This is a genomic window from Alcaligenes faecalis (genome assembly GCF_002443155.1).
Classification (GTDB): Bacteria; Pseudomonadota; Gammaproteobacteria; order Burkholderiales; family Burkholderiaceae_B; genus Alcaligenes; species Alcaligenes faecalis.
Window position 1 is genome coordinate 2,561,468 of the sequence record NZ_CP023667.1, and the last position, 26,617, is coordinate 2,588,084.

Sequence of the window (26,617 nt, forward strand, 5' to 3'; positions counted from 1 at the left end):
GCACTCTTCGACACTCAGTGCGTGCATACAAAAACGTATGCGTTAGCTTGAAACGGAAGTCCTGGCATCCCACGCTTGTGACGCGGCCAGCAACAAAGTTTATAGGCGCAAAAAACCGGGCGGATGGCCCGGTTAACAGTGCCTCGCTACAATTTGCTCGGATAAGGAGCAAAAACACCTGGTTACTTTACCTTGACTGCTCAAAGCGAGCAACTGTGATTGTTGGTAAAGTGCAAAAAAACAGGCTTAAAGCTTGCATACGTAAAACGATATACTGTCTACCTATGAAGAGCTGTCCGGGTATTTTATGGCATCGCCCATCCCACAATTAAAACAATTCCTGTATAGCCACTATTTTTTCGGTGGACTGCGCCAGTCCATCGGCGTGCTGTTGCCGGTCATTATTTTGGGCCGCTTCTTCGGTCACTATGATATTGGCGTCATCGCCTCCATGGGGGCTACCTGTGTTGCCATCATTGACCAGCCCGGCGGCCCACGCCGCTACCGCAACAATGAAATGCTGGGCGGTATTGCCCTGGGCACCGTCACCGTCGGTCTGACAGGTCTGGCCTCCAGCTCTCCCCTGCTGCTGGTCCTGTGCGTGCCGTTTCTGTGCTTTCTGTACAGCATGTTCTCCGTCTTTGGCCGTCGTGGCGGGCTGATCGGCTTTGCCGCCCTGCTGCTGATGACCTTGACGATGCGCTTTCCCATGGAGCCCCACGAGGTACTGGCGCACACGCTATATTCCTTTGCCGGTGGCCTGTCCTACTACTTGTTCAGCACCCTGTTCCGACGCCTGTTCTGGTATCGGGAAGAGCGCCAAACACTGGCGGTGGCTTTGTTTGCCACAGCGGAATACATGGAAGCGCGCTCACAGTTTTATGACCCCACCTCGGACCTGGACGCCTGCTATCGACGGCTGATCAATCTTCAATCCAATATGACCGAAAAGCACCAGGCCGCTCGCGACGTGGTGCTACGTGAACTGCCGCGCGGTTATGGGCGGGGAGATCATCACCGCAAGGCGTTGCTGACCATCTTTCTGAACATGGTCAGCATTCTGGACTCGCTGGTGGCCACCTACACCGACTACACCGTGCTGCGCCGCCAGCTTTCCGACAGCGATTTCATGGTTTTTGCGCGTGACGGCTTGCACAAGCTGTCGCTGGATATTGGCCGCATCGCCATGAATGTTTCGCGCAGCGCTCGCACAACCCGTCGCTCCAGTGTCAAAGCGGAAATCCGCGCCATGGAATACGAGCTGGAGAAGTACAAACGTCAGGGCATGTCTCAATCCGACCCGGAAACGTACGCCCTGTTAGTCCAGGTGCTGCGCCGCATGCGTAACCTGAACCGGATCGTCGACAGCATGGCCAGCCTGTCGCACCGAGCCAGCCAGAATCTTCCAGTCGATCAGTACCTGAACAAATCACTCAGCCGCATGCTGTCGCGCGAAGAGCTGCGTCTGGGCATGCTGACCAGTAATCTCAAGCTGAAGTCCTCGCACTTCCGCTATGCAGCACGCGTCAGCATCGCCTCCATCGTGGCCCTGGGAGTTGGTGCACTTAGCGCTCACTTCCAAAGCGAACTGGGCCTGGTCAGTGCCCTGACAGCTCACAGCTACTGGATCATCCTGACAATTCTGGTGATCATGAAACCGGGCTTTGCCATCACCCGCCAACGCAATGGCTGGCGTCTTTTTGGCACGGTACTGGGCTGCGGGGCGGCCTTCCTGCTCCTGAAGCTGACGGACAACCGCGAGCTGTATCTGATTGCCATGCTGCTGGCCTACCTCCTGGGCAACAGCCTGGTTCAGTTGAACTTCCTGCTCTCGGCCCTGTTCAACACGATCTTTGTGATCCTGTCCTTCCAGTTCCTGTCCACAGGCGGCTCCTTCATTATTGGAGAGCGGTTGGTAGATACGCTGATTGGTTGCGGCATCGCCATGGCCGCCAGTTACCTGCTGCCCAACTGGGAGTCCAGCGCCATGACAGGCCTGGCTCGTGCCGCCTTGGCCGCCAACAAAGAGTTCTGGCGTGCCGGTCTGGAGTTCGCTCGTTTAAGTCGTCTGCACAACCAGAGCCTCAAGAGCGGTCAAGATGGCGAGTCCACGATGACAGAGGCCCAGAAAGAACAAGTGGATCTGGACTTGATGGAAGCCGATACCGCCTGGCAGGTGGCGAACAAGAACGTGCACATTGCCTTCAGCAACTTTGCCTCGGCCTTTTATCGCATGATGGATGAACCTGTCAGCCGACAAGCCAATGTATCCCTGCTGAACAATCTGCTGATTCAGAACCATGTGCTGGCCTCTCAGATCAGCGCCGCGGCCCCGCTTCTGGCTAATTTGAGCCAGATTCCGCCAGGCATACAGAACTCTCTGGATGCGATTGGCGCACTGATCAACGATCAGGATGCAGACCCGCCCGCCTCCATCGAAACGGAAGGCGAACTGGCGATGCTGGCCTACCCAATCCGTCAAATGAGCAAGGCCGCCCAGTTGATTCGCCAGGATATGAGAGGGCTGGAATACAGCGCTGGCCCACAGTTGCCACCCGAACGTAAGCAAGAGCTGAAACAGCAAGGGGCTTGATGACCATGTCCCGCTTACACAGGGAACTCACTGTCAGGGCCAAATAAACAAAAGTACAAAGTACAAGAGCATAGGGCGCCAAGCCCGCATCTGGTCGCAGCACCAAAAACAAAAAGGCAAGGCGCAATACATGGCCTTGCCTTTCCTTTTCCTATCTGCAAGACCGCCGGTCAGCTAAGGAGCTGGCCCTACGGCGCAAGCAATACCGCTAAATGCTTATTTAGCCTTGGCATCCTGTTCTGAACGACGGAACACCAGCTTGTCCTCGCTGGACAGCTCGGGCTGGAACACATAGCCTTCGCGATCAAACGCCTTCAAACCTTCAACCGTTTGAACCCGCTTGTCGATAACAAAGCGGGCCATCAAGCCACGGGCTTTCTTGGCATAGAAGCTGATGATCTTCCAAACACCGTTTTTCTCGTCCTGGAATACACACTGCACCACACGGGCGCGCAGGGCTTTCTGATCCACCGCCTTGAAATACTCTTCGGAGGCCAGATTCAAGACAACGGGCTTGGTTTCGCCTTCCTGACGCTCGTTCAGGTAATTGGCAATGCGGCTGCCCCAGTACGCGTACAAATTCGCACCACCGGGGTTCTTCAAGCGAGTCCCCATTTCCAGACGGTAAGGACGCATCAAATCCAAAGGCCGCAACGCTCCATACAAGCCACTAAGAATCACAATGTGATCCTGGGCCCACTTCAATTCCCTGTCCGACAGATCCGTGGCAGCCATGCCTTCATACACATCGCCATTGAACGCCAGAATGGCCTGACGCGCATTGGAGCGGTCAAACTTGGGCTCCCACTCCTGGTAACGCTGGACATTCAAACGCGCCAGATCGTCGCTCAGCTTCATCAAGCCAGCAATATCCTCTTCGGACTGAGTGCGCAAAATATCAATCAAGCCTTGCGCCTGCTCCACAAACAGCGGCTGAGTCTCCAGCTCCGTGCGTACAGGGGAATCGTAATCCAGCTTTTTCGCTGGCGAGAGCAATAACAACATGCGCCTATATCCTTTCAATCCAAACAGACAAAGGGCCAAGCCCTTTATCTGTTATCTACACAATACGCTCTGACAGCGATTAGCGTGCTGTCCAGCCGCCATCCAGGCTTAGCGTCGTACCTGTCATTTGATCTGCAGCGGCAGAGGACAGGAACACAGCAGCACCACCCAATTGCTCGGGAGTCACGAACTGCAGGGAGGGCTGTTTTTCAGCCAGCAGCTCGCGAGCGGCGGCTTCAATATCAATCCCTTTTTGCTGGCTGATAGCTTCAATCTGTTTTTCCACCAAGGGAGTACGTACCCAGCCCGGGCAGATGGCGTTGCACGTAATCCCCTTGCCAGCATTTTCCAGCGCGGTCACTTTGGTCAGCCCCACCACACCGTGCTTGGCAGCCACATAAGCGGACTTATTCACCGAGGCCACCAGACCGTGAGCCGAGGCGATATTGATGATGCGTCCCCAGCCCTGCTTTTGCATGATGGGCAAGGCCGCCGCGGTGCCGTGGAATACGGCCGACAGGTTCAGGGCAATGATGGCGTTCCATTTATCAACCGGGAACTCTTCAATAGGCGCGGTGTGTTGAATACCGGCATTATTGACCAGAATATCCAGACCGCCGAGGGCCTCTGCCGCCTTGGCAATAAAATCGCGCGTGGCCTGTGCATCGCTCAGGTCTGCATTCAGATAATAGGCTTTGACACCAAACTTGGACTCCAGCGTGCTGCGCTCGCGCTCGATGTCTTCAGGCTGACCAAAACCATTGATCACCACATCTGCACCAGCTTTTGCCAACTCGGTGGCCATGGCCAGACCGATACCACTGGTCGATCCTGTTACGACCGCTTTTTTACCTTTCAGCATAGATACCTCGTGAGTATGGACAACAGAGAACTGAAACCCCAAGTGTACTCGTCGCCTCGCACTGCCGGGAGATGCAATGGGCTGGTTTTGTCCGGAATCATCAAGGCTTGCAAAACAAGGCCAAACACCATCGGAGCACGTATTAGCGCATTACCCCCTAAAACTTCGGCTTGCGCTGGGAAAAGGCGGCCATACAAAATGTTGCGGATGAGTTTTCCGAACATCGGCCGCTACTGACACTTTTACCTTAACGTTCTTATGTGACAAAACAGCAAACAAATCATGCTGAAAGAGCAGGACGGTCAAAGCAGCAGAAAACAAAAAAGCCCTTGAATAATCAAGGGCTTTCAAAATTCCAGGTGGCGGACAGGGTGTCTGCCATAAATCAAGAACCCATGCTAGCTTTCAGCAAGCAATATATTCTTTTCAACCATTTATCCACCACATGGATAAGCGTCTTCTTCACCTCACAAAAGCAACACTGACCACGAGTAGGCAGCTAACCTCGACCGTGACCAATGCCCCCCCCCTACTGGAGTACTCGGCCCGCCATTCTACATTCCGGCAAGTATCAATTTTTTATCTCGGTACCTTTGTCCATAAGCAGGTTCCCTAAGTAAAACGACAGTCCGAGATCAGTAATGCTACGACTTGTCTGGATCCGGTTCGAGATCATGCAACGTTGCATAACGAATCCGCGCACGTTCACCGAGTATGCGACGGCGTAATGCATTCGTTTCTGGCTTGGCAAGCACAAGATGCTGCCTAGCCTGCACGGTTTCTTGCCCCTGCACTTGTACTGGAGTAGACGATAGTAATTCGGAAGGCGATATACCCAAAGCCTCAGCGAGCACCCCGATAGCATCAAGGCTCACGTTTGCGCCGCCTGTCTCAATCCGACTGAGGTAGGTACGTGCGTAGCCACAAAGGTCAGCAAACTCCTCTTGCGTGAAGCCTGCGGCTTTGCGTAGTTCACGTACTCGGTCGCCAAATTGTTTGCGGAGGCTGATATGCATCCGTTGAGTGTCAATCAATGTCAACCAATCGGTACACACACTAATCGTGACATGTATACTGATCATGACAACGCTCTACTGATCAGGAGTAATCACTATGAGTGCAAATCAGGTCACAGATCACAGCATTTCACGAAAAGCCCTGCTAACCATACTGGCTACAACCTTGATGACAGGTGGATGCGCATCCCAGTCGGGCGGACATGGATTCCGATGGGATCAACAGCCCGGTCAAAGTGTCGATCTCGCTGCCTTAGGAGTGAGCCTCCCGCTATGTTTGCGTAGTGACCCGGACTCTTTGAAGCTCACTGCTGATCCTGCAGGAGACAATCTTAGAAAAGCTGTATGGATTCGCCATGATGGAACCCAACGCATCGGAACTTGGTACGCACACAAAAAAGCGCATATCGTCGAGCCACAACAAAAGGATGTCCGCATCAACTTGGCATGGCCAACGATCAAGAAAAATGCATTCTTGCAAGCAGCAGCTCATATGGTGTTTGCAGGAGCACTGGTCAAAGACGAAGACACACCCGGTATCGTCCAGGAATTGACACAGTTTCAACAATGTCAATAACAAAGTCCACCGTACTGAAAGAGGCTTAGACATGCTCAAGCGCATTGCTATCACGTTACTCTTTACTCCTGTCCTTGCAAACGCACAAAACCCTGCTGCAACAGACTGGCCCAGCAACATATTCGGATCATTCAGCCAAGAATCTCGTTCTGATTCAGATAGCTACGATCAAACCCTTCGCGACCTTAATGCATTAGTTCAACAGCAGGAGGAGCAGGCATTCAGAGAGAGAATGCTGGATCAACAGCAACGCATGATTGATTTGATGGAACAGCAAACTCGAAGTCAGCCATATCAAACCCCCTACTCGTCCGGCTCTTACACAACAAACTGCCAACCCGACGGTCTAGGCGGAGTCAGGTGCACGACGAGATAAATACTATGCAGCTGAAGAAGTACTGCCTCTAACGCCGATAACGGCGGCCGAGCCTGCGCGCCAACTGCGCATCACTCAACACTCTGGGATAGCCCCGAGCAATGCTAGCCTGCACGCTGCGATCAATAACGTCCAGGGCAATGCCACGGCCCAGCGCGTCATAGACGAGATACATGACCTCGTCAGCCTGAGCAACGCCTGTCAACTCCCGTCGCCAACGGCGGATACACCGGTACTGCTCGACACGCTCCGACGTACACCACTCCGCGTTGTACCGGATCCGGTCGAGCGTCGCAGAATCAAGCCCCCGCCGCCGTGGCGGTGCGCTTCGTACAGGCCTCCACGGTTCTGTATCCACTCGTGGGCAAGCCAGATAGCCGACCTGCCCATAGCGCCGCACTTCTTCGTACCGTGTCCGCAGCGCGGCCCGCACTGCCACGAGTGGGGGGCGCTTCCTGCACTTGCCTTTGAGCCAGTCATAAATCCCATCCAACGACGTGAATGGGCCGGGGGCGGTGGCGTCTTCCAGAAGCCAATTCAAGAGTGGTTTTTGCATAAGTACAATTTGATGGGTTAGCACAAATTGAGGCGATTAATTAGTACATTTTGCTCTGATAGAAACTGACAGAACCTTGACTTTGCAACAACTTATAGACCATTGATTTTAAAGACTTTCTGACAAAACTGACAGAACTTTCTCTTTTATGGTTTATAAAAAAAAAAAATAATATATAGAGACCTTTCAGAAAAACGCAATTTTCTGTCAGTTCTGTCAGACAACCCCTAAAATCTGCGTCATCCTGCATAGCTTCTGCACTCCTGATGACGATTTACGGACGCTCCCGCACCGGGGTGATTCAAAAACGTTGTTCTGATAAGCCAAAATACAGTTTGAAAAGACACACCCCACTCGTGGGTGGGGGTGTGTCCGGTGGTCAGAAGCCGTGCAACGTGACTTTGAACAGCCACTCACCCTTCGATCCGCGCATTTCCTGAACACCACGAGCGCGTAGCCCCTCGTAGAATGCCTGGCGCGTAACGGAGCGATCCCCCGAGTAGGCCTTGAAATTGGCGAAAACTTCGGCCCTCGACGTACCACCCGCGTTCCGGGCGATACGGTCAGTCATCCACGAAAGCATGACGTCCTGGTCGGAGCGGTAGGCCTCGCTCTCTGCCTTAACCGACTCCGGCGCCGCCAGCCCCTGCCGCTGCCACTCAAGGCAGCCACGAACCATCCACGCTAGGATGCCCGGCGCTTCGCGCTTGAGACGGCTTTCCAGCGTATGGTCTGCCAACCCTTCATCGTCGAACCTTCGCAGCAGCGAAAGGACCGCTAGGCGACGCCACATGCCGGGGCTGTTGTCGCGTACTTTCGGGCGGTGGTTCGAGCGGAAGAACAGTTTCGCTGTGGGGTTGAACTCGAAGGGCGGTGCGTGCAGTGGACGGGCGCTGATCCGCTCGGTCGAGACCAGGACCTTTACGCGCTGGTCCGACAGCGTTGCCGTCGTGTCCGACTCATTCACCGAGACCAACCGGGCGCCACGAGTGACGGCCAGATCAGGGCTTGTCGCGCTGGACACCTTCGGGGCGATCAGTGACACGTCGGCCTGCTGCGCGTACGATCCCATGACGTGGTTAATCACGTTCGCCAGAACGCTTTTGCCATTCGCGCCAGGGCCGAACACGCACAGCATCTTTTCCTCCTGCACCGATCCGGTGAGGATGTAGCCACACCAACGCTGAAGGTACTGCTCAAGGTGCGACTGCGGAGTGCCACTCACGGTGAAGATATCCCGCACGAATCGCTCCCACTCGTGGGCCTTCGCGCCGGGATGGTAGGCCACACCCGCGCGCCGTGTCTGCCCTGCGCCCGGACTCCCTGCTTCGAGGGCGCCGGTCCGCAGATTCACCTGCCCGTTTAGCACGGCCAGAACCCAGGGATCGGCTTCCATGCACGTCTCGTCGGCGGACAGGTCGTACAACAAGACCCGTGTTGAATCGATGACATCCCGTGCCACCGAGCGTCTGAGCAAACGACGGGCGGCTTTGAGGTCGAAGTCAGTCCTGGCCCCTGCTACTTGGGCGATCCACTGCTGTGTGAACTCGGCCAGCAAGGCTTCGACAGGTGCAAGACCAGGGTGCCAGTACGTGCCGCGCCACGTCAACCACGTCTTGGCCGGGACCTCGTAGCGCACGCGGCCTGCTAACCAGGCCACGAAGCGGCACGCTGCGCCCATGTCGGTACCAGCCTCGGCGCACACGTCCGGGTCATGGCCTGCCAACCAGTACAGCGTCGCAGGGGTGACAGCGCCCCCCACTCGCAGTGAATGCCAGTCTCGCCCCCACGTCGAGGCATCGAACTTGCTGCCCTGTTCTGACCACGATCGTGCCAGTTCTTCGCCACATGCCCAGACGTGGGCTTTGATGGCCATCAATACCCGTAGCCAATCCTTGCGAGGCAGGTCAGGGTCGATGCGCGACAACGCACGCTTGACCTCTGCGATGGCGTCTGGCGTCTCTGGCCTGCCCACGAAGTCAGCGAGGTCCACACCCCCATCCACCAGCCCTTGCCCCCCCACACTCGTGGCCGGAGATGTGGGGACGGCCTGCACTGTGCCCACGTCCAACGGAGGGGCATCGGCGTTCTTCAGCGGCAGCGGCTGCGCCGATTCAGTGGGCAGGAAGGCAATCTGTCCTGCCTGCTGCTGCGACGGGTCAAACTGTACTTGCCCTGACCATTCTGGATGGTCGGCCTGCCATCGACGCTCAATCCACGCCGCGACAGCCTTGCCTTCGTCCGGCGTGATGGCTCGAGACAGGTGCAGGCAGACCCGGAATCTGGGGGCTTCCGGTGCATGTGACGCCGTGGTCCAACCAAACATAGGCGCCAGACCGCGTAGGAAGGCCGCCAAGGGCTTAACGGCATCCTTGGCGCACTGATCCACGTCAAGCACGAGAACGGGCCAGGGCAGCGCGTTCTCTGCTTTCCTGGTGCCATTGAATGGGCAGGCGATCCAGGGCAACGCTCGCTTCTCTGCGGCGGTAGCCGGGTCGACAGCTCGGTCTTCGCGGGACAGCACCGCATCTGCGAAGGCGGCGAAGGTGAGTACGCCTCGCCGCTCGGGATGCACGTCCTTGACACCTCTGCCCACGCTGTATTCGAGGGTATAGTATGGGCTTGCGCTCGAATGAATGTAGTCCTCTGCGGCCACCATGTCCCTGGTGGCCGTTTTATTTTGGTTAGTCATGGGCGGCCACTCCTTCCTGCACGGCTTCCACGAGCGGGAGTAAGGGATTGAGCGGCTGCACCTCATTGTTCAAAACGGCTAATGCATTGTCACCCTGCACGATAGCACCGGCCACGACGTAGATTCCATCCTCATACTCCTGTGCTATGCGATCCACGATCTTCACAGCCGCTTCGAGAACGAATGGCGCACCAGACACGCCGAAACACTGAAGGCCATTCGCGATACGCAGTGCGCTACCGTCGTCGTCGCTGAAGAAACGAAGATGCTCGGCCATACCGTCACCCACGAGATCAATGGCACGCTGGTACACGCCCAATACGTCGCACCCTTCCACCTCACCAGAGCAGAAGTCATCAGTACGGCAGATCGGGTCCTGATCTGGGTCTACATGGCAGATGGCATACCAGTTGCGGCAGAGCTGGCGTGCGATGCGCACGTCAGCGACGGTGTAGCCAAGCCGACGCAGTACGACGGCGCGATAGGCGGCTGCCACCGCCCCCCCAAGGGGGGAGGTAAAGCCAACGCGCTCTAGACGGGCGTTGCGAAGGTAGGCGCGTGTCATGCCAGCACCTCCGTCGTGTCACCAGACAACAGAGACTTCACATGGCACAGTTGCACATAACTTGATCGATTAATCTTTGTTTTCTTGAGCTTGCCTGCTGCTATCAATCGGTGAATGGTAGCCTCGCTGCGGTTAAGCAACTTGGCCACTTCGGATATCGTCAATGGGGTTTGATCACCAAGAATGGCAACTTTACTAGCAAGAGTGGCGGTAAGTATTTGTGGATTCATAATGCGCAAGTCCTCGGTAGGATCGCACTGCCCTTTTGATGTTGTATGGGCAACACGAGACTACCCCCAGATTCACCGGCTTGACGGCGATTGCTTGCGCCTAGTCTGTTTTCTTCACTATGGACGGGGGGAGAAAAATCCACAATTTTCTACAGGAGGCACCCACAGCGTGGGCAGTGGGGTTACGCTCCCCTTGCGGTTCTCAGTGCATAGCATTGCACTATGCTTTTTTAGGCTATCCTAAGCCGCATAGAGTGTCAACCAACTGTTCCGCCACCTCATAACGCTTCCCGGCCGATCGCCAAATCATGCGAGCCCCATCCACGGTGCTGCATAATCGCCCCACTGCTGCATCAACTCCCGACGCCGTTCAAGCATGTCACTGCGTTGATATGCAGCCTCAACAGCATCGCCCACCGAGTGCGCCAGGGCAGCCTCGGCCAGTTCCCTGTCCTGTCCTGTGTCGGCACACCAATCGCGGAAAGATGACCGAAAACCATGCGCCGTCACGCCAGGTGTTAGTTTCGTGAACGCCATGTCCGAAAGCACGCCCCCCTTACGCGGCGACGGAAACACCAAAGCTTCAGGGTCGAAATCCACAGGCCGCACTACATCAAGAATGTCACAGACCTGACGGCTCAATGGCACACGATGCGTCCTGCCGGCCTTCATACGATCGGCAGGCACAGTCCATAACTGCTGTTCAATCTCGCACCAACGCATACCCCGCACTTCCCCCGACCTTGCCGCCGTCAGAATAGCAAAAGCCAAGGCCTGGGCAGTGATGCCCTTATGCTCAGACAGGGCCAGCATAAAGGCGGGCAAATCCTGCCACGGCATTGCGGCGTGGTGTCCGCGACGGCCCCCAATACCAGGCCGCCTGGGCAACGCAGGCAGCGCGGCTTTCAGCTTCGGGGTCTGGCGCGCGGGATTCTGTAACGTGTCGGGGCGCCAGCCATGCGCCACAGCGTAATCTAGGACAGCAGCGATACGTCCTCTAAGACGAATCGCTGTTTCCTGCTTGATTTGCCAAATAGGCTCAAGAACTGCCACCACGTCTGCATGTCCAATAACACTACACAGCCTATTGCCGACAAAGGGATATGCATATTGCGTGAGTGTCGCCCGCCACTGCTTAGCGTGTTTTAAATTACGCCACCTGCTTTCATTAGCACGTATGCAAGCCTCGGTTGCCTGCTTGAACGTGCGTTCATGAGCCTGCGCTTCAAGAGCGTGTTTGCGAGCTCGTATTGCTTCATCACGGCGAGCCTTGGGATCAACCCCTTGACGAGCATCATTGCGCAGTTCCATAGCCTTTTCGCGAGCCTGGGCCAGGGTCACAGCAGGATAGCCGCCCAGCCCGCGCTCCACGCGCTTACCTGCAATCACCGTGCGCAATGTCCAGGAAGCAGTGCCTGTCGTGGACACTCGCAAATACAACCCCGTTGCACCGCCCACGGCGAATGCACCAGGCACACCGCGCTTAGCGAGAGACTGCACTTCAAGGGCTGTGAGTTTTTCCACCATTTTTTCCACCACTCTAAATGCGCTTTAGTGCGTTAAATTGGTGGAAATTGTGCCGCTCCTGACTCGTAATGTCCAGGATACATAGGGGCGCGTGAAGTGAGTTTGGCGGAAAAGAAAGGAGGGGTGGCGGACAGGGTGGGATTCGAACCCACGGTACGCTTGCACGTACGCCTGATTTCGAGTCAGGTACATTCGACCACTCTGCCACCTGTCCGCGATTGCTTATATGGTTACAAGCAAGCCCATAAATATAGATGAAAGAACACACTTTGACAAGCACTAAAGACGTATAGCACTGGCGTCAAAGAACACTGTTTCTGGATAGCCCCCCTTAAGCCAAGCCAAAGAATGCTTTTCAATCAAGGGTTTACCCTTCTTTTTGACCTATTTCTCTTGTTCCCCCTGAGCCGCAGGCCTATATTGGAAGCACACATTGATGCATCGCAGCCCTGCCCTTTTTAAGGCAGTCCTTGTAATTCCGGCGCAACTTGCCGGACTTGATAAAAGGAATTGTCATGCAAACCTTCCAATGGATTATCGACGCCAACGGCGACGGCATATACAGCCTGAATGAGATTCTCCAGACTTTGCGCTGGGCTTTCCGGATACCAGGCAGTCTGGTGGTTGAAACCTTGGGCTCTATCCCGGTCCTGTCTGATGTATTGCGTATTCAGGCCTCGGAGGCGACGGGCTACGCTTCCCTGCGAGGCGGGCTGGTCAATATCCTGTCGCTGTTCTTCTGGGCCGCTCTCTGTCTCTGGTTTCTGGAAGTCAACTCCAAGCCTCGCGCAGAGCCGCCACAACGCAAGCCGCGCCATGCCCCTCACCTGAACAAACAGCTGGATTCTGTGCACGGTCGACAGCTACATGCGAACTACAACCGTCGCCCAATCCGCCATCGTCAGGTTGAACGCCATACCTTCTAAACACGCTCATGTGCCTCCCCTGTCCTGCCGGGCAGGGAGACACATGTGTTAAGAAAGGTAAACCTCTGGCATAGCTCATACGAGCCATGTTGCGTTTGGAAGTGCTTTGGCAGGATTGCCTAACGTTTGAGGCTCGAGTTTCGAGCAACAATCGCTGCAGCTAGAGTCACGAGAGGTGCAGCATATGAAAAAGCTACTATTAGCCGGCTTGATGGTTTTGGGCACCAGCACTGCCTTTGCAGGTGGTGTGAATGTGGACATCAATGTCGGTATTCCCGGTATCGGTTACGGACCGATCTACTACCCGCCCGCTCATGTTGTGGAACGCCCGGTTTATGTCGCTCCACCCCCGGTGGTTTACCACCCTCCACGCTATGTCTATCGTCCCGGCTACGTGGAATATGGTCGCTCCAACAAGGAATGGCGCAAGGAACAGCGACGCGCGCACAAGCGCTGGCGCAAGCAGCAGGAGCGCTACTGGGATGATGACTAATCCCTCATTACGGAACCAGGAATAAAACAGGGCTGAAGACCATAAAGGTCATCAGCCCTTTTGCTATTCAAGCCGAGGCGTTACTTCGCAGGCACCAGACGTTCCAGACCGCCCATGTAAGGACGCAGAACCTTGGGCACAATCACGCTGCCATCTTCCTGCTGGTGGTTTTCCAGCACGGCGACCAAAGCACGGCCTACGGCCAGACCGGAACCGTTCAGCGTATGCACAAACTCCGGACGTGCCTTGCTGTCGGCACGAAAACGCGCTTGCAGACGACGAGCCTGGAAAGCCTCGCAGTTCGAGACCGAGGAAATCTCACGGAACGTGTCCTGTGCAGGCAACCACACTTCCAGATCGTAGGTTTTAGCGGCGGAAAAGCCCATATCGCCGGTACACAGCTGAACCACACGATACGGCAGCTCCAAAGCCTGCAGAACATGCTCGGCGTGACCGACCATGGACTCCAATGCTTCGTAGGATTGTTCAGGGTGAACGATCTGCACCATTTCCACTTTGTCGAACTGGTGCTGGCGAATCACGCCGCGGGTATCGCGACCACCGCTACCGGCTTCCGAACGGAAACAAGGCGAATGGGCAGTCAGACGCATAGGCAACGCATCACCAGCCAGAATCTCGTCGCGCACCATGCCCGTCAAACTGATCTCGGAGGTGGAGATCAGGTACAGGTCTTCAGGCTTGGATTCGGCAGGATCTGCTGGCTCATTGTCCTGACCACCTTTGGTGACCCAGAACATATCGTCCTTGAACTTGGGCAACTGGCCTGTGCCATACAAGGTGGACGCGTTCACGATGTAAGGGGTGTAGCACTCGGTGTAGCCGTGCTCTTCCACTTGGGTATCCAGCATGAACTGAGCCAGAGCACGGTGCAAACGGGCCAGAGGGCCACGCAGAACCATGAAACGGGCACCAGCCAGCTTGCGGGCTGCTTCAAAATCCAGACCAAACTGCTCACCCAGGTCCACGTGATCACGCGGCTCAAAGGTGATGTGCGCAGGCTTGCCCTGATCATCTTTAGGACCGGGAATCCAGCGACGTACTTCGACGTTGTCTTCTTCAGACTCGCCCACCGGCACGCTTTCATGTGGCAGGTTGGGAATCGTAGCGAACCAGGAGGACAGCTCAGCCTGCACTTGGGACAGGTCCTGCTCCAGCTGCTTCAGGCGCACAGGAATTTGCTGGGATTGAGCCAATGCCTCGCTGGCGTCTTCGCCCTTGGACTTGAGCTGGCCGATGCGCTTGGCCAGTGCATTGCGCTCGGCCTGCAAGGTTTCGGTTTCCACCTGTACCGCTTTGCGGCGGGCTTCCAGCTGCTGGAAACGCTCGGTGTCAAATTGCACGCCACGTTTCGCCAAGCCCTGTACCAGCGGCTCCAAGTCTTTGCGTAATTGGTTCAGATCTAACATTTAATAGCCATATAGGTGATGGTTCAATCCCGATTGATCTGGTGATTTTAACCACAAGCCACCACAAGCGCAGCACAGCGCAAGCCGTAGCGAGATATCGGGAAATACGGAGGTGACAGGCCAAGCAGGCGCCTGTCCTGTCTTAGGTATCTTTCTTACCGGCCTGCTCGTCCAGCTGACGCAGGCGCTCCATTTTTTCAGCGATCTTGATTTCCAGACCACGGGGCACGGGCTGATACCAATGCGGATCGGGAATACCGTCCGGCAAGTAAGTCTCTCCCGCCGCGTAGGCATTGGGCTCGTCATGCGCATAGCGATACGCATGACCGTGGCCCAGCTCTTTCATCAGCTTGGTGGGCGCGTTGCGCAAATGCACGGGCACTTCGCGGCTTTTATCCTGCTTCACAAAGGCGCGGGCCTGGTTGTATGCCATATAACCGGCATTGCTCTTGGCTGCGATAGCCAGATAAATCACGGCCTGTCCCAGCGCCAGTTCGCCTTCAGGACTGCCCAGGCGCTCGAAGGTCAAGGCTGCATCGTTGGCAATTTGCATGGCGCGCGGATCGGCCAAACCGATATCCTCCCAAGCCATGCGTATGATGCGGCGCGACAAATAGCGGGCATCAGCCCCGCCGTCCAGCATCCGGGTCAGCCAATACAAGGCGGCATCCGGGTTGGAACCGCGCACCGATTTATGCAAAGCAGAAATCTGGTCGTAGAAATTGTCGCCCCCCTTGTCAAAACGCCGTGAATTCAAGGTGAGAGCGTTTTGCAGGAAATCTGTCGTGACCAGCTCGGTGCCGGAGGTCTTGGCGGCCGTATTGGTCTGCTCCAGCAGGTTCAAGAAGCGGCGAGCATCACCGTCCGCATAGCCGATCAGGGTGTCAACGGCTTGATCCTCAAACTCCAGACCATCCAGCGCGTTCTGCTCCTGTACACGGCGCAGCAACAGCTTCAGCTCCTCATCCGTCAGGGACTTGAGCACGTAGACCTGAGCGCGCGACAACAAGGCCGAGTTAACCTCGAACGACGGGTTTTCTGTGGTGGCACCAATAAAGGTCACCAGGCCACTTTCGGCATAAGGGAGCAGCGCGTCTTGCTGGGACTTGTTGAAGCGATGTATCTCATCCACGAACAGGATGGTGTGCTTGCCCATAGCCAGATTCTGCTGGGCCTGCTCCATGGCAGCACGAATATCTTTCACGCCCGAAAAAACGGCAGACAAGGCGATGAACTCGCACTCGAATGCACTGGCCGTCAAACGCGCCAGCGTGGTTTTGCCCACGCCCGGCGGTCCCCAGAAAATCATGGAGTGCGGTTTGCCGGACTGAAAAGCCAAACGTAGTGGCTTGCCCTCGCCTAGCAGATGAGACTGCCCTACCACCTGATCCAGAGTTTTGGGGCGCAGTGCTTCGGCTAAGGGTGCGGCGGGTTCCTGAGCGAACAAATCACGCATGGCGATCGCCCTTCCTAAAATGGCAAGACCTGGCCAAGCGGACCAGGTCTGTATTGAAAACTTGTTTTGTCAGAGCCAGCCAAGTGCTGATCCTGACGATAGCTGCACAAAAACAGAATGTGCCTCAAGGCATGGAGACGACATCCACTCCGGCAGGAGCCTTGAACGTGAAGGTACCCAAGGTAATCCGAGGGTTCGGTTCCAAGCCGGTGAAGTCGATATACGTGGTTTGCCCGAACGAGTCCTGCAATTCCAGACGACGTGGCTCACGATCCTTGAAGCCGATATCCACGTAGGAAAAGCCGGCATCGCTTTGCAAAGGCGTGGCTCGGATCCACTCCAATCCATCCCGTGCATCTTGTTCAACCAGACGGAAGGAGTCTTCCAGATTGCCAGTACCAAACAGGATCGCAGCAGGCGAAGCGCCGATGGATTGGTCCACACCACGCTCGGTGACTTGGGCCAGATCCGGGTCGTATTGATAGAGCAACTTGCCGTCAGACACGATCAACTGCTCATAAGGACGCTGCACATGCCATTTGAACTGACCAGGGCGCTGAAACACGAATTGCCCGGATTGCGGCGCGCCTTTGGACTGGCCGTTGCTATCGACCGTACGCTGGGAAAACTCGCCCTTTGCAGCGCGCACATCTTGCACAAAAGAGCGCAATTGCTCGCTGGCCGAAGTGGCCATGGTCAAAGCAGGTGTAGCGGCCAGCAGCATGCTGGCCAGCAGTGTCTTAATCTTCATCTTTGGCACCTCCTGCTGGGACCAGAATTTCACGGTTACCGTTGGGCTGCATGGCCGATACCAAACCGGCCTGCTCCATTTGTTCCAGCAATCGGGCTGCCCGGTTATAACCGATACGCAAATGACGCTGTACCGAGGAAATCGAAGCACGACGATTCTTGATAATGACTTGAACAGCCTGGTCGTACAGCGGGTCTGCTTCAGCGTCTGCCATGCCGGTCGCCGGGTTGACGCCGTCACCCGACTCGCCTTCGACCGCACCTTCCAGCAGGCCTTCTATGTAATCGGGCTCGCCGTGTTCTTTCAGGTGCTCAACCACGCGGTGAACTTCCTCGTCGCTGACAAAAGCGCCGTGTACCCGTTTGGGCAAGCCTGTACCGGGAGGCAGATAGAGCATATCGCCCATGCCCAGCAAGGTTTCCGCCCCCATCTGATCCAGAATGGTGCGCGAGTCGATCTTGGAGGACACCTGGAAAGCGATACGTGTCGGAATGTTTGCCTTGATCAGACCCGTAATTACGTCCACGCTAGGGCGCTGCGTCGCCAGAATCAGGTGAATACCAGCTGCTCGAGCTTTCTGAGCCAAACGGGCAATCAACTCTTCGATCTTCTTGCCCTGCACCATCATCAGGTCAGCCAGCTCGTCAATAATGACGACGATCATGGGCAGAACAGACAGCGGCTCGGGCGCATCTGGCGTCAAGGAGAAAGGATTGGGGATAGGCTCTTCACGCTTTTGCGCTTCGCGTATCTTGGCGTTGTAACCGGCCAGATTGCGCACACCCAACTTGCTCATCAAGCGGTAGCGTTTTTCCATTTCGGCCACACACCAGTTCAAGGCGTTGGATGCCAGACGCATGTCCGTGACCACCGGCGCCAGCAAATGAGGAATGCCTTCATAGACACTCATTTCCAGCATCTTGGGGTCGATCAGGATCAGGCGCACATCTGCCGGGTCTGCCTTGTAGAGCAGCGACAGAATCATGGCGTTAATCCCCACGGACTTACCGGAGCCGGTTGTACCGGCCACCAGCAAGTGAGGCATCTTGGCCAGATCCGCCACCACGGGCTTGCCGGCAATATCCTTGCCCAAAGCCATGGTCAGCAAAGAGGCGCTGCTGTGATAGGTTTGCGAGCCAACGATTTCTTCCAGACGCACCATTTGGCGACGGGGGTTAGGGAGTTCCAGACCCATCAGGTTTTTACCAGGAATGGTTTCTACCACCCGGATACTGACCAGACTCAAGGCACGGGCCAGGTCTTTGGCCAGATTCACGATCTGGCTGCCCTTGACGCCGGTAGCAGGCTCAATCTCGTAGCGCGTAATGACCGGACCGGCTTGGGCAGTCACCACCGTTACCGAAACACCAAAGTCCGACAATTTCTTTTCAATCAGACGCGAAGTGAACTCAATGGTTTCCGGCGACACCGTTTCTACATTGTCAGAAGCGGGGTCCAGCAGGGACAGCGGTGGTAAATCGCCAGCTTCGCCCGCCTGACGAGGTGCCTTGAACAAGGTCTGCTGCTTTTCTTTCTCGACGCGCTCGGATTTGGGCACGGCCACAAAAGCAGGTTCGATACGAACAGGCTGTTCATGTACCAGTTGCTCCTGCTTGGCGACCACACTTTCCGTACGCTCGGCACGTTTGACCTCGCCCACGCGACGATCCTGACGAGCCGACCACAAAGTCATCACCCGACGAATCGCCCCTTCAATGAAGCCACCCAGGCGTTCGGCCAGCGTCAGCCAGGAGAAACCAAAGAACAAACTGGCCCCACCAGCGAGCAGGCCCATCAGCACCAAAGTGGCACCGCCAAAGCCTATCGAAGTTACTAATAGTTGCGATAATAATTGGCCTAACTGCCCGCCAGCCCCCGCCGGGAGCTGCCATTGCTGGCCCAGGTCTTTAAAAAACAGCGATTCCAGGCCCATGCTGCCCAGAAACAAAAAGAAAAAACCTATGCCAATTTCCCAGCGCACCCGAGGCAGAACATCCTCGTTTTTGGTGCTGGGCAAGAGCAAAGCGGTCAGACGATAAAAGCCCACGGCCACGCGCTGCACCAGCAGCACCACCCAGAGCCAGGCCGTCAAACCAAATAGAAACAAGAGGAAGTCAGCGATATGGGCACCAAAAATGCCGCCGCCGTTTTGGGTCAGACCCGAATGTACGGAGTGCGACCAGCCGGGATCGCCCGGATCCCAGGTCGCCAGTACCAGGCCCAGCCAGGCTGCCAGAGCAGCGAAGATAATCCACCGTGCTTCGCGCAGCAGTCCTGTCAGGCGCTGTTGCAGGGCTGAAGGCCCATTACGCACATTTTTGGATGACCGGGACGAACGAGGGGATGTTGCAGGTATTCTTGCCATGGACTCATTATAATTGGAGATCGTCTTTTTCGGATTTTCTGTGATGTCGACTACTAAGCACGCAAAAGTACTCATTCTGGGCTCAGGCCCGGCCGGCTATACCGCAGCGATCTACGCAGCCCGCGCCAACCTCAACCCCGTCTTGGTCACTGGCATGGAGCAAGGTGGCCAACTGATGACCACCACGGATGTAGATAACTGGCCAGCCGATGCCCAAGGCGTCCAGGGACCTGATCTTATGGCACGTTTCCAGGCTCATGCGGAACGATTCGAAACAGAATTAATCTTTGACATGGTGTCCTCGGTTGATCTGTCCACCCGCCCACTGACCCTGAATGGTGATAGTGGCACAGTCTACACCTGCGATTCGCTGATTATTGCGACAGGCGCCTCGGCTCAGTACCTGGGTCTGCCCACAGAGCAGGAATTCATGGGCCGTGGGGTGTCCGGCTGCGCAACGTGTGACGGTTTCTTCTACAAGAACCAGGACGTGGCCGTGGTCGGTGGTGGCAATACCGCCGTGGAAGAAGCCCTGTACCTGTCCAATATTTGCAAGACCGTGACGCTGATACACCGTCGCGATACCTTCCGTTCCGAGCCCATCCTGACCGACAAGCTGATGGATCGCGTCCAGAACGGCAATATCCGCCTGAAACTGCACAGCGAACTGCAGGAAGTGCTGGGTGACGCTTCTGGCGTAATCGGTGTGCGCATCGTCAATAACCAGACCCAGGCCACGGAAGACCTGGCTGTGACCGGCGCCTTTATCGCCATCGGCCACAAGCCCAACACCGGGATCTTTGAAGGCAAGCTGGATATGCACGACGGCTACATCACCACCCGTAGCGGTCTGAAAGGCATGGCCACCATGACTTCCGTTCCTGGCGTGTTTGCCGCGGGCGATGTGCAAGACAATATCTATCGTCAGGCCATTACCAGTGCAGCCAGCGGTTGCATGGCCGCCCTGGACGCACAGCGCTGGTTGGATGAAAACAAGTAAGCCCAAAGCCGTAGGCCGTAGCCTGGCAGACCTGAAAAAGTTGCAAGGTCAGGTCCGCCAGGATCTCAATCCGCCGCCGGCCCCCGCCCGTCCCCAGGCTCGCAAGCGCCCCCGTCCACCGGATCCCGGTGGCAAGCCAGCCAAACTGGCTCCTGCCAGTAACGCGACAGCGACCCAAGACCCCGTTTCCTTATTGGACCCCAGCGACAGGGCTTGGCTACGCCAGTCCATGCGTGACGTCGCCCCTTTGAAAAAGCGCGGTCAAAGCGCAGTCATGAGCCGCCCTGCGGCCAGCCCGGAACAGTTGGAGCAACGTCGTCGCCACGCGGTAGGTGCGCCCATCAGTACGCCTGCCCTGCCCCAGGCCTCTGACCAATATGTCAGCGTGCAAGGCGAAAGCAATGATCTACGACATTTGCGTGCCGGCTGTGGCACCGATGTCTTGCGCGATCTGGAACGCAACCGTTGGCCCATTGAGTCCAGCCTGGATTTGCATGGCTCGGATCTGGAACAGGCCCGCGAGCGGCTGGACAACTTTCTGCGCTCCTGTCTGGAGCACGGTGTGCGCTGTGTACGAATTGTCCATGGCACGGGCTACGGCTCGCGCAATGGCGAACCCGTTTTGCGTCATGCCGTACGTCGCTGGTTGACCCAGTTGCCCAGCGTTCTGGCTTATATGGAATGCGCGCCCAATGAAGGTGGGCAAGGCGCCGTCAAACTGGTGCTGCAAGCCAGGTCCGAACCCGGTGTTTGATTTTCTTCATGGGGTACAGACGTAAAAAAGGCCAGCTTTCGCTGGCCTTTTTTTTGTTGTTGTTATGTTGTACTGCCTATTGCTTTTATAATAGTGACCGTTTTATTTCGGTCTTTATTGCCCAGCTTTGCGGGGCTATGTCTCCTCACCTGCATGAAACGTATTGTGCCCCATTTATAAAGCTGTCACACTTAGGGAATGCACTGATACCCGCATGGTAAGAAAATATCAGTCGCCCACTCGCCGCCTTTATTCCGCGGCCTGATCCAAAGCCTTCACGGCCCGCTTCCAAAACACCTGCATTTCTTTCTCAGCCTGCTTGTCGCCCTGCTCCTGGGCAATCACCAAGCCCTGCTCCAGAATTTCCTTGGCCTGTTTGAATTGTTCCAGGTTCACCAGCACCCGCCCCAAAAGCTTCCAGGCAGCGGTGTAACGCGGATTCATTTCCACGGCTTTGGACAAATGCTCGCGGGCCGCTTCCAGATCGCCCTCGCCCATACAGGCATTGCCCAGGCCAAAGCGCAGCAAGGCATTATCCTTGCCTGCAGCCAATAGTTTTTCCAAACCTTCACGCATAAACCGTACCCTTGAAAACAAAGCGAGGCTGGGTCGCGCCACTTTCAAACACAGTTGAATAAGGGCAACGACCAGCCTGAACAGCCTGATGACTATAAAACCGTATAGCCATCAACCATTGAGCTTGGTTTTGTACCACGGAATATCAAAGGGCGGCCCCAGCAGCTCAGGCTCTGTAGGCCCATTCCCCTGCGGGTACCGCTCTTGTTAGCGCGTTAGGCCAGATCGCCTTGCAACACCCCCTTGCTGACAACTTCACGGCCATCCAGGCTAACCGTGCAGTTGCGCATTGGGTAGTCAAAATGGCAATCGGAGAAACGGCCTGCCGCCGGATTCGCGCCGGTAGAAAAAAGGAAGTTACCGGCAAAGGCGCGCAACTCGGTTCCATTGGTATCGCGCTTGTCATACATGGCCATGGAGTCCCAGCGAGCCGCCGGAGCCATACCCCAGCCCACATGGCTGACCGCATAGGCATCCTTGTCATTCCAGCTGGCGTAATAAGAACGGATCAAATCGGCATCCACGCCCTTGCCTTCAATAGCCACGACATAATCATTTTCGATACGCAGGGTCACCGCCGATTCCAAATAGCGCTTGAAGGTCAGGTTCACATCTCCACTGTCCAGCACCAGCGTGCCATTCACACTGCCATTGCTGGGATAGCAAATGCACAGGCCAGCAGGCCAATACCCAAAGCTGCCCGGCTTGTCGGCTATCCCGGCACTGCCGCGCCCGATCACACCCGCCAGGCTGACTGTCAGGTCCGTACCGGCTTCGGAGCTGATGTGCATGACGCTGGCGTCGGTAATCAGTTTGCCGCCAATATCGCACTTGCTTTGCAAGTAAGGACTGGGTTTGACCCGCTCCAGAATCTCGGGATGCTCGTCGCTGATCATCATGATGCGGGCACCTTTGGCCAGCAGAGCCGCACGCTCGGGCGAATGCAGCAGCCCTTCTACTGTGCAGTCCACAATGAACTGGCTGCCTGCCAAAGCCTGAACAATCGGGTCCATACCCTCCAAGGCCAAAGAAGTCCCGGTCGAGCGCAAGGCAATATTGCTTTTCAGTCGTGGCGAGACCAGTTTCACATGGCAAACCCGTGCGCCCATTTGCGTCAGGGCCAACTCGGCCAGCTCGGCCAGCACGGAGCGCGATTGCGTCTCGGACAGCACAACGGCCATCTCGCCGGGCTGCACCTTGCAAAGTCCAAACACTTCTACAAAATCAGCAATCCACTTGCCTTCAATATGCTCACGCAACATCTCACTACTCCTAGAAAATTCAAAAAAGGCGCTGCACAGCTTTTTCAGCTGGGCAGCGCCTGTACACATCAGTCGTGCAAGTCCTTGCCCTTGGTCTCGGGCGAGGCAATGGTGGCCCACAAGGCCAGCACGCACAGGCCAATCAGATACCAGTCAAAAACCTGCTTTTGATTGATGGAATGCAGCCAGGCTTGCAAATAGGGAGCGGTCCCGCCCGTCAGGGCACCAGCGACCGAATAGGGCAAGCCCATGGCGACCGCACGAATACGGGTCGGAAACTGCTCGGGGAAAAAGGCGGGCATGATGGCCGTGGGTGCCGAGATCAAGAGCATGCCGCCTGCCATGAACACCACCAGACGCCAGATCTCGCCCTGGCCGCCGGTCAACACCATGGTCAGCGGGATGATGCTGATGATGGAGCCGATAGAAAAGAAGTACCAGTTCGCCTTGCGACCAAAACGATCCGAAAATGCGCCCCAGAAAATCAGACACAGAATCAGGAACAGATTGGCCCCTACCCCCACCCACATCACCTTGGCAGCAGGCATGCCCAGGGAGGTGATGGCAAAGGTGGGCGCCATGATGGCCCAAACGTAATACAGCACGGTGCCGCCAGCCGACAAGGCAAATACGCGCAAGCAAGCGCTGCGATACTTCCAGACCTCCGACCAGAACACGCGTGCACCCGGGCGTGCCGTTTTGCCTGCCGCTTGCGCTGCGGCCTGACGGGCTTTGAACATGGGGGTTTCATCCAGCTTTCTGCGCAGATACAGCGCATATACCCCCAAGGCACCGCCCAGAACAAAAGGAACGCGCCAGGCCCAGGCTCGGACTACATCCTCGCCCAGCATGCTGGTCAGGCAGGCACTGAGCAGAACGGCGGCCAGCACCCCTATCGTGACAAAGACAAAAACGGATGAGGACCACAGCCCACGCTTGTGAGCGGGCGCCATTTCGGTGACATAGGTAAAGGAAGAAACCACCTCCCCGCCGTGACCAATTCCCTGCAGCAAACGTCCCATCAACAAGAACAGGGCGGCAATTGGGCCAACCATGTCATAAGTAGGAGCAATACCAATCACCAGACTGCCCAAGGCTGTCACCAGCATGGACAGGGTCATGGTGAAACGTCGCCCCTTGCGATCGGCCAACCAGCCAAAAAAGATGCCTCCCAAGGGGCGCATGAAAAAACCCACGGCAAACACCGCCAGCGTGCCCAGTAATGCAGCCAGTGGGTCCTCGCTATGAAAAAACTGCTTGGCAAAATAGGCAGCAAAAATCGAGTAAGCCGTCCAGTCGTACCATTCCAGGGCGTTACCCGCCCCAACCCCCAAAATAACGCGTCGACGCTGCGCGGCAATCATGGGCTGCTCGCGCAAAGATGATGTATGTGCGTCCAAGAGATGTCCCCTTCACTGTGATAGTTATGCTTCTTGTTTATTGTTTTTGATACGGCGGCTCAGGCCACCAACTGCGTGAAACGAGAACGATGAAAGATCAGTGGCGAGATTTCGCGCTCGATCTGCACATCGTGGATAAGCAACTGCACGGCATCGTGGTCCCCGGCCGGATGAACTTGAAAAACACTGCAGTCAAACCAGACTGATGCCCCTTGGATATGGACGGCCCCCTCCTCGGTCAGCTCGACCTCGATATTGCTGAAGCGGCTGTCCTTGTCCGGCCCGGCCAACTGACGACAAATAGCCGCATGTTCAGCACTCAAAATTGACACCCCCAGACGCGAGGCGCGAGACAGCAGCGCCCAGGTCGAGGAACTTTTCTGCACAAAAAAGGCGGCCAAAGGCGGATCCAGCGATACCCCTACGGAGAAGCTGGACGCAACAATGACTTGCGGCTTGCCATCGAGCACAGCCGCAATGGCCGCTACCCCCGATGGAAAGTGTCCGAAGGCTTCGCGTACCGCCCTGGCTCCCAACCCACTTATGTTTTCTTTCATGACGATGACTCTGCTCAGGCGTTAAAGACCCAAAACCCAAAATGAGGCGAGCTCTTTTACCGCTTGCTCGCTTGGACTCAATTCTGTTTCGATCGTCATTTATTTGCAATAACAAAAACGTCAATCAAGGATGTTTTTTGTTGATTTTAGGTATTAACCCTATGAAAAATCGTCGTTTTAAAAGCTATAGACCTATACAATTCACCTAAATTTTATTGCATATTATCTTTCGTCATTATTTATTTGCAATAAAAATAGGCTAACGCCCCCTTTTCAAGCCCAAAGGAAAACATGTATCTACATATCGTTTTGATGGCGCCCCACACCCCGCTCAGCCCGGAGCTGGCCCCCAAGCTGGACCACGCCTTTATCCGCATACGCCAGGAGTGCCCAGGCATAGAGCGCTTTGAATGGGTGCCGAATTTGTCGCGCAGCTCTGCGCGCTATAGCCATGCCCTGCTGTCTGTATTCCGCACCCAGGATGCTCTGGATGCTTACAGAGAAAGCGATGCCCATCAGGCCATGCTGGATGCCATCGCTCCACACATTCAAGACATCGTGGTACTGGACAGCGTGCTGGAGGAAAGCCTGCCCTGAGAAATCCCAGCCGCCACCCAGGCACACAAGACGTAACAAGCCCCCATGCGGCCGCGCTAGCGCCGCCGGGGCACGCACGGTAAAATGGCCCGCTACAAACCTACTATCAAAAATGGGTAGCAATCAGCCCCACCACCGGAAAACAGAATGAAAGCAAGCGTCGCGATTGATGAGTTCATCGCCAGCCGAGACCATGGCGAGCACGAGCAACTTGCCCCGCATCACTACATTCTGACGCTTTACGGCCTGTTCGCCCGCCCCACCGGCGTCATCATTCCCGTGGCCAGCGTGGTCCAACTGCTGGCCGATCTGGGAGCTGAACCGTCCAGCGTGCGATCCGCCATCTCCCGACTCAAGAAAAAAGGTGTGCTGGTCAGCCAGCAAGCCGCCTCCGGTAAGGGCTATGCCTTGGCCGCCGAGCTGGAACCGCATATGCAAGCCGGTGACGAGCGGATTTTCTCTTCACCCTCCATGAATATTCGGGATCCCTGGCTGCTGGTTTCCTTCTCCGTTCCGGAAAGCGAACGTCAACATCGCCACAAGATTCGTACGGGCTTGGCCCGCATGGGTTTTGGCACGGTGAATGCGGGCCTGTATATAGGCCCGGCGCGCTTGCAGGCGGAAGCTGTCGAGTACATACGCGAGCACCAGCTCTGGCCCTATATTGAGCTGTTCACCTGTGAACCCAGTGGCCTGAGCGATATTCAGGAAAAGATTTCCCGCTGGTGGAATTGGGACAAGCTGGCCAATGAGTACCAGTCCTTTTTGAACTCGTATCAGCACGAGGTTGAAGTCTGGCAAACCGCTTTGCGCCAGGGCACGGGCGACCCTTTGGAAGCCTTCCGACTCTATATGCCCATGGTGACACGCTGGCGCCGACTGCCCTTTCTGGATCCTGGCCTGGCCCCCGAGCTATTGCCTGACAACTGGGTAGGCAATACGGCCCGCAAACTGTTTGGTGACTTGCATCGACTGCTTAGCCCCCTGAGCTCGCAACACGTGCAGCAAGCCATTCCAAACTGGAAGGCTCGCGGCACGGAGTAAGCCCTCTCCT

General features: G+C 56.2%; 25 protein-coding genes and 1 tRNA gene. 9 read left to right on the forward strand and 17 right to left on the reverse strand.

Annotation, left to right across the window (positions count from 1 at the left end):
* Positions 1-307: 307 nt before the first annotated feature.
* A complete protein-coding gene (locus CPY64_RS12045) occupies positions 308-2,593 on the forward strand; it encodes an FUSC family protein (protein WP_042488268.1) in 2,286 nt (761 codons plus the stop codon).
* 216 nt (positions 2,594-2,809) lie between these two features.
* On the opposite strand, the gene yaaA is transcribed toward CPY64_RS12045, so the two are convergent.
* The 3 genes from yaaA to CPY64_RS12065 form a co-directional block, all read right to left on the reverse strand.
* Entirely contained in the window at positions 2,810-3,598 is a 789-nt protein-coding gene (gene yaaA, locus CPY64_RS12050) for a peroxide stress protein YaaA (RefSeq protein WP_042488271.1), read from the reverse strand.
* A 79-nt stretch (positions 3,599-3,677) separates the two neighbouring features.
* Positions 3,678-4,460 (reverse strand): 3-hydroxybutyrate dehydrogenase, encoded by a 783-nt coding sequence (locus CPY64_RS12055; RefSeq protein ID WP_042488285.1) that lies wholly within the window; start codon positions 4,458-4,460, stop codon positions 3,678-3,680.
* 644 nt (positions 4,461-5,104) lie between these two features.
* Entirely contained in the window at positions 5,105-5,542 is a 438-nt protein-coding gene (locus CPY64_RS12065; RefSeq protein ID WP_069833397.1) for a helix-turn-helix domain-containing protein, read from the reverse strand.
* A 31-nt stretch (positions 5,543-5,573) separates the two neighbouring features.
* Between CPY64_RS12065 and CPY64_RS12070 the strand changes: the two genes are divergently transcribed.
* Positions 5,574-6,053: a hypothetical protein gene (locus CPY64_RS12070; protein ID WP_042488291.1), complete on the forward strand. Its 480-nt coding sequence runs from the start codon at positions 5,574-5,576 to the stop codon at positions 6,051-6,053.
* Positions 6,054-6,084: 31 nt separating this feature from the next.
* Positions 6,085-6,429 (forward strand): hypothetical protein, encoded by a 345-nt coding sequence (locus CPY64_RS12075; RefSeq protein WP_042488294.1) that lies wholly within the window; start codon positions 6,085-6,087, stop codon positions 6,427-6,429.
* A gap of 28 nt (positions 6,430-6,457) precedes the next feature.
* Here the strand turns inward: CPY64_RS12075 and CPY64_RS19025 are convergent, their stop codons facing one another.
* From CPY64_RS19025 to CPY64_RS12110, 6 genes are all read right to left on the reverse strand, one after another.
* Positions 6,458-6,634, reverse strand: coding sequence for a hypothetical protein (locus CPY64_RS19025; RefSeq protein WP_155274659.1), 177 nt, complete (start codon positions 6,632-6,634; stop codon positions 6,458-6,460).
* Between the two features lie 730 nt (positions 6,635-7,364).
* Complete coding sequence (locus tag CPY64_RS12090; RefSeq protein WP_042488303.1) at positions 7,365-9,677, reverse strand: phage/plasmid primase, P4 family; 2,313 nt, start codon at positions 9,675-9,677, stop codon at positions 7,365-7,367.
* Positions 9,670-10,242, reverse strand: coding sequence for a hypothetical protein (locus CPY64_RS12095; protein WP_042488307.1), 573 nt, complete (start codon positions 10,240-10,242; stop codon positions 9,670-9,672). Before CPY64_RS12095 ends, CPY64_RS12090 begins: the two co-directional genes overlap by 8 nt.
* Positions 10,239-10,472: a helix-turn-helix domain-containing protein gene (locus tag CPY64_RS12100; RefSeq protein ID WP_042488310.1), complete on the reverse strand. Its 234-nt coding sequence runs from the start codon at positions 10,470-10,472 to the stop codon at positions 10,239-10,241. Before CPY64_RS12100 ends, CPY64_RS12095 begins: the two co-directional genes overlap by 4 nt.
* 306 nt (positions 10,473-10,778) lie before the next feature.
* Complete coding sequence (locus CPY64_RS12105) at positions 10,779-11,999, reverse strand: tyrosine-type recombinase/integrase (protein ID WP_054513300.1); 1,221 nt, start codon at positions 11,997-11,999, stop codon at positions 10,779-10,781.
* 124 nt (positions 12,000-12,123) lie between these two features.
* Positions 12,124-12,213: transfer RNA gene (locus CPY64_RS12110), tRNA-Ser, on the reverse strand.
* Positions 12,214-12,514: 301 nt separating this feature from the next.
* On the opposite strand from CPY64_RS12110, the gene CPY64_RS12115 reads away from it, so the two are divergent.
* Positions 12,515-12,925, forward strand: a complete 411-nt coding sequence (locus CPY64_RS12115) for a hypothetical protein (protein ID WP_042488313.1) — start codon at positions 12,515-12,517, stop codon at positions 12,923-12,925.
* A 184-nt stretch (positions 12,926-13,109) separates the two neighbouring features.
* The gene (locus CPY64_RS12120; protein WP_042488316.1) at positions 13,110-13,418 is read left to right on the forward strand and encodes a hypothetical protein; all 309 of its coding nucleotides are present in this window, start codon (positions 13,110-13,112) and stop codon (positions 13,416-13,418) included.
* A gap of 80 nt (positions 13,419-13,498) precedes the next feature.
* On the opposite strand, the gene serS is transcribed toward CPY64_RS12120, so the two are convergent.
* The 4 genes from serS to CPY64_RS12140 form a co-directional block, all read right to left on the reverse strand.
* Entirely contained in the window at positions 13,499-14,845 is a 1,347-nt protein-coding gene (gene serS / locus CPY64_RS12125; RefSeq protein ID WP_042488319.1) for a serine--tRNA ligase, read from the reverse strand.
* A gap of 142 nt (positions 14,846-14,987) precedes the next feature.
* The gene (locus CPY64_RS12130; protein ID WP_042488323.1) at positions 14,988-16,301 is read right to left on the reverse strand and encodes a replication-associated recombination protein A; all 1,314 of its coding nucleotides are present in this window, start codon (positions 16,299-16,301) and stop codon (positions 14,988-14,990) included.
* Between the two features lie 124 nt (positions 16,302-16,425).
* Positions 16,426-17,052 (reverse strand): outer membrane lipoprotein chaperone LolA, encoded by a 627-nt coding sequence (gene lolA, locus CPY64_RS12135; protein WP_042488326.1) that lies wholly within the window; start codon positions 17,050-17,052, stop codon positions 16,426-16,428.
* Positions 17,042-19,417, reverse strand: a complete 2,376-nt coding sequence (locus tag CPY64_RS12140) for a DNA translocase FtsK (protein WP_042488329.1) — start codon at positions 19,415-19,417, stop codon at positions 17,042-17,044. Before CPY64_RS12140 ends, lolA begins: the two co-directional genes overlap by 11 nt.
* A gap of 43 nt (positions 19,418-19,460) precedes the next feature.
* Between CPY64_RS12140 and trxB the strand changes: the two genes are divergently transcribed.
* Together trxB and CPY64_RS12150 are read left to right on the forward strand one after the other, a co-directional pair.
* A complete protein-coding gene (trxB, locus tag CPY64_RS12145; RefSeq protein ID WP_042488332.1) occupies positions 19,461-20,417 on the forward strand; it encodes a thioredoxin-disulfide reductase in 957 nt (318 codons plus the stop codon).
* Positions 20,404-21,171, forward strand: coding sequence for a Smr/MutS family protein (locus CPY64_RS12150; protein ID WP_052363021.1), 768 nt, complete (start codon positions 20,404-20,406; stop codon positions 21,169-21,171). Before trxB ends, CPY64_RS12150 begins: the two co-directional genes overlap by 14 nt.
* Positions 21,172-21,420: 249 nt before the next feature.
* Here the strand turns inward: CPY64_RS12150 and CPY64_RS12155 are convergent, their stop codons facing one another.
* The 4 genes from CPY64_RS12155 to CPY64_RS12170 all read right to left on the reverse strand — a co-directional run bounded on the left by CPY64_RS12155 (position 21,421) and on the right by CPY64_RS12170 (position 24,966).
* Positions 21,421-21,747: a tetratricopeptide repeat protein gene (locus CPY64_RS12155; protein ID WP_042488340.1), complete on the reverse strand. Its 327-nt coding sequence runs from the start codon at positions 21,745-21,747 to the stop codon at positions 21,421-21,423.
* 215 nt (positions 21,748-21,962) lie between these two features.
* Positions 21,963-23,009, reverse strand: coding sequence for a 2,5-dihydroxypyridine 5,6-dioxygenase NicX family protein (locus tag CPY64_RS12160; RefSeq protein ID WP_035272122.1), 1,047 nt, complete (start codon positions 23,007-23,009; stop codon positions 21,963-21,965).
* Positions 23,010-23,077: 68 nt separating this feature from the next.
* A complete protein-coding gene (locus CPY64_RS12165) occupies positions 23,078-24,409 on the reverse strand; it encodes an MFS transporter (RefSeq protein ID WP_226791371.1) in 1,332 nt (443 codons plus the stop codon).
* Positions 24,410-24,468: 59 nt separating this feature from the next.
* Complete coding sequence (locus tag CPY64_RS12170; RefSeq protein ID WP_042488347.1) at positions 24,469-24,966, reverse strand: flavin reductase family protein; 498 nt, start codon at positions 24,964-24,966, stop codon at positions 24,469-24,471.
* 291 nt (positions 24,967-25,257) lie between these two features.
* On the opposite strand from CPY64_RS12170, the gene CPY64_RS12175 reads away from it, so the two are divergent.
* Together CPY64_RS12175 and CPY64_RS12180 are read left to right on the forward strand one after the other, a co-directional pair.
* Complete coding sequence (locus tag CPY64_RS12175; protein ID WP_042488350.1) at positions 25,258-25,563, forward strand: Dabb family protein; 306 nt, start codon at positions 25,258-25,260, stop codon at positions 25,561-25,563.
* Between the two features lie 147 nt (positions 25,564-25,710).
* The gene (locus tag CPY64_RS12180; RefSeq protein WP_052363022.1) at positions 25,711-26,607 is read left to right on the forward strand and encodes a PaaX family transcriptional regulator; all 897 of its coding nucleotides are present in this window, start codon (positions 25,711-25,713) and stop codon (positions 26,605-26,607) included.
* The last annotated feature ends 10 nt before the right edge of the window (positions 26,608-26,617 follow it).

Excerpts from the sequence above, each read along its gene's own strand:
- CPY64_RS12175 (WP_042488350.1), top strand. The coding sequence starts at position 25,258 with ATGTATCTACATATCGTTTTGATGGCGCCCCACACCCCGCTCAGCCCG.
- CPY64_RS12140 (WP_042488329.1), bottom strand. The coding sequence starts at position 19,417 with ATGGCAAGAATACCTGCAACATCCCCTCGTTCGTCCCGGTCATCCAAA.
- CPY64_RS12055 (WP_042488285.1), bottom strand. The coding sequence starts at position 4,460 with ATGCTGAAAGGTAAAAAAGCGGTCGTAACAGGATCGACCAGTGGTATC.
- CPY64_RS12070 (WP_042488291.1), top strand. The coding sequence starts at position 5,574 with ATGAGTGCAAATCAGGTCACAGATCACAGCATTTCACGAAAAGCCCTG.
- CPY64_RS12095 (WP_042488307.1), bottom strand. The coding sequence starts at position 10,242 with ATGACACGCGCCTACCTTCGCAACGCCCGTCTAGAGCGCGTTGGCTTT.
- CPY64_RS12045 (WP_042488268.1), top strand. The coding sequence starts at position 308 with ATGGCATCGCCCATCCCACAATTAAAACAATTCCTGTATAGCCACTAT.
- CPY64_RS12090 (WP_042488303.1), bottom strand. The coding sequence starts at position 9,677 with ATGACTAACCAAAATAAAACGGCCACCAGGGACATGGTGGCCGCAGAG.
- CPY64_RS12130 (WP_042488323.1), bottom strand. The coding sequence starts at position 16,301 with ATGCGTGATTTGTTCGCTCAGGAACCCGCCGCACCCTTAGCCGAAGCA.
- trxB (WP_042488332.1), top strand. The coding sequence starts at position 19,461 with ATGTCGACTACTAAGCACGCAAAAGTACTCATTCTGGGCTCAGGCCCG.
- lolA (WP_042488326.1), bottom strand. The coding sequence starts at position 17,052 with ATGAAGATTAAGACACTGCTGGCCAGCATGCTGCTGGCCGCTACACCT.
- CPY64_RS12170 (WP_042488347.1), bottom strand. The coding sequence starts at position 24,966 with ATGAAAGAAAACATAAGTGGGTTGGGAGCCAGGGCGGTACGCGAAGCC.
- CPY64_RS12115 (WP_042488313.1), top strand. The coding sequence starts at position 12,515 with ATGCAAACCTTCCAATGGATTATCGACGCCAACGGCGACGGCATATAC.
- CPY64_RS12100 (WP_042488310.1), bottom strand. The coding sequence starts at position 10,472 with ATGAATCCACAAATACTTACCGCCACTCTTGCTAGTAAAGTTGCCATT.
- CPY64_RS12155 (WP_042488340.1), bottom strand. The coding sequence starts at position 21,747 with ATGCGTGAAGGTTTGGAAAAACTATTGGCTGCAGGCAAGGATAATGCC.
- CPY64_RS12160 (WP_035272122.1), bottom strand. The coding sequence starts at position 23,009 with ATGTTGCGTGAGCATATTGAAGGCAAGTGGATTGCTGATTTTGTAGAA.
- CPY64_RS12120 (WP_042488316.1), top strand. The coding sequence starts at position 13,110 with ATGAAAAAGCTACTATTAGCCGGCTTGATGGTTTTGGGCACCAGCACT.
- yaaA (WP_042488271.1), bottom strand. The coding sequence starts at position 3,598 with ATGTTGTTATTGCTCTCGCCAGCGAAAAAGCTGGATTACGATTCCCCT.
- CPY64_RS12065 (WP_069833397.1), bottom strand. The coding sequence starts at position 5,542 with ATGATCAGTATACATGTCACGATTAGTGTGTGTACCGATTGGTTGACA.
- CPY64_RS12105 (WP_054513300.1), bottom strand. The coding sequence starts at position 11,999 with ATGGTGGAAAAACTCACAGCCCTTGAAGTGCAGTCTCTCGCTAAGCGC.
- serS (WP_042488319.1), bottom strand. The coding sequence starts at position 14,845 with ATGTTAGATCTGAACCAATTACGCAAAGACTTGGAGCCGCTGGTACAG.
- CPY64_RS12180 (WP_052363022.1), top strand. The coding sequence starts at position 25,711 with ATGAAAGCAAGCGTCGCGATTGATGAGTTCATCGCCAGCCGAGACCAT.
- CPY64_RS12150 (WP_052363021.1), top strand. The coding sequence starts at position 20,404 with ATGAAAACAAGTAAGCCCAAAGCCGTAGGCCGTAGCCTGGCAGACCTG.
- CPY64_RS12075 (WP_042488294.1), top strand. The coding sequence starts at position 6,085 with ATGCTCAAGCGCATTGCTATCACGTTACTCTTTACTCCTGTCCTTGCA.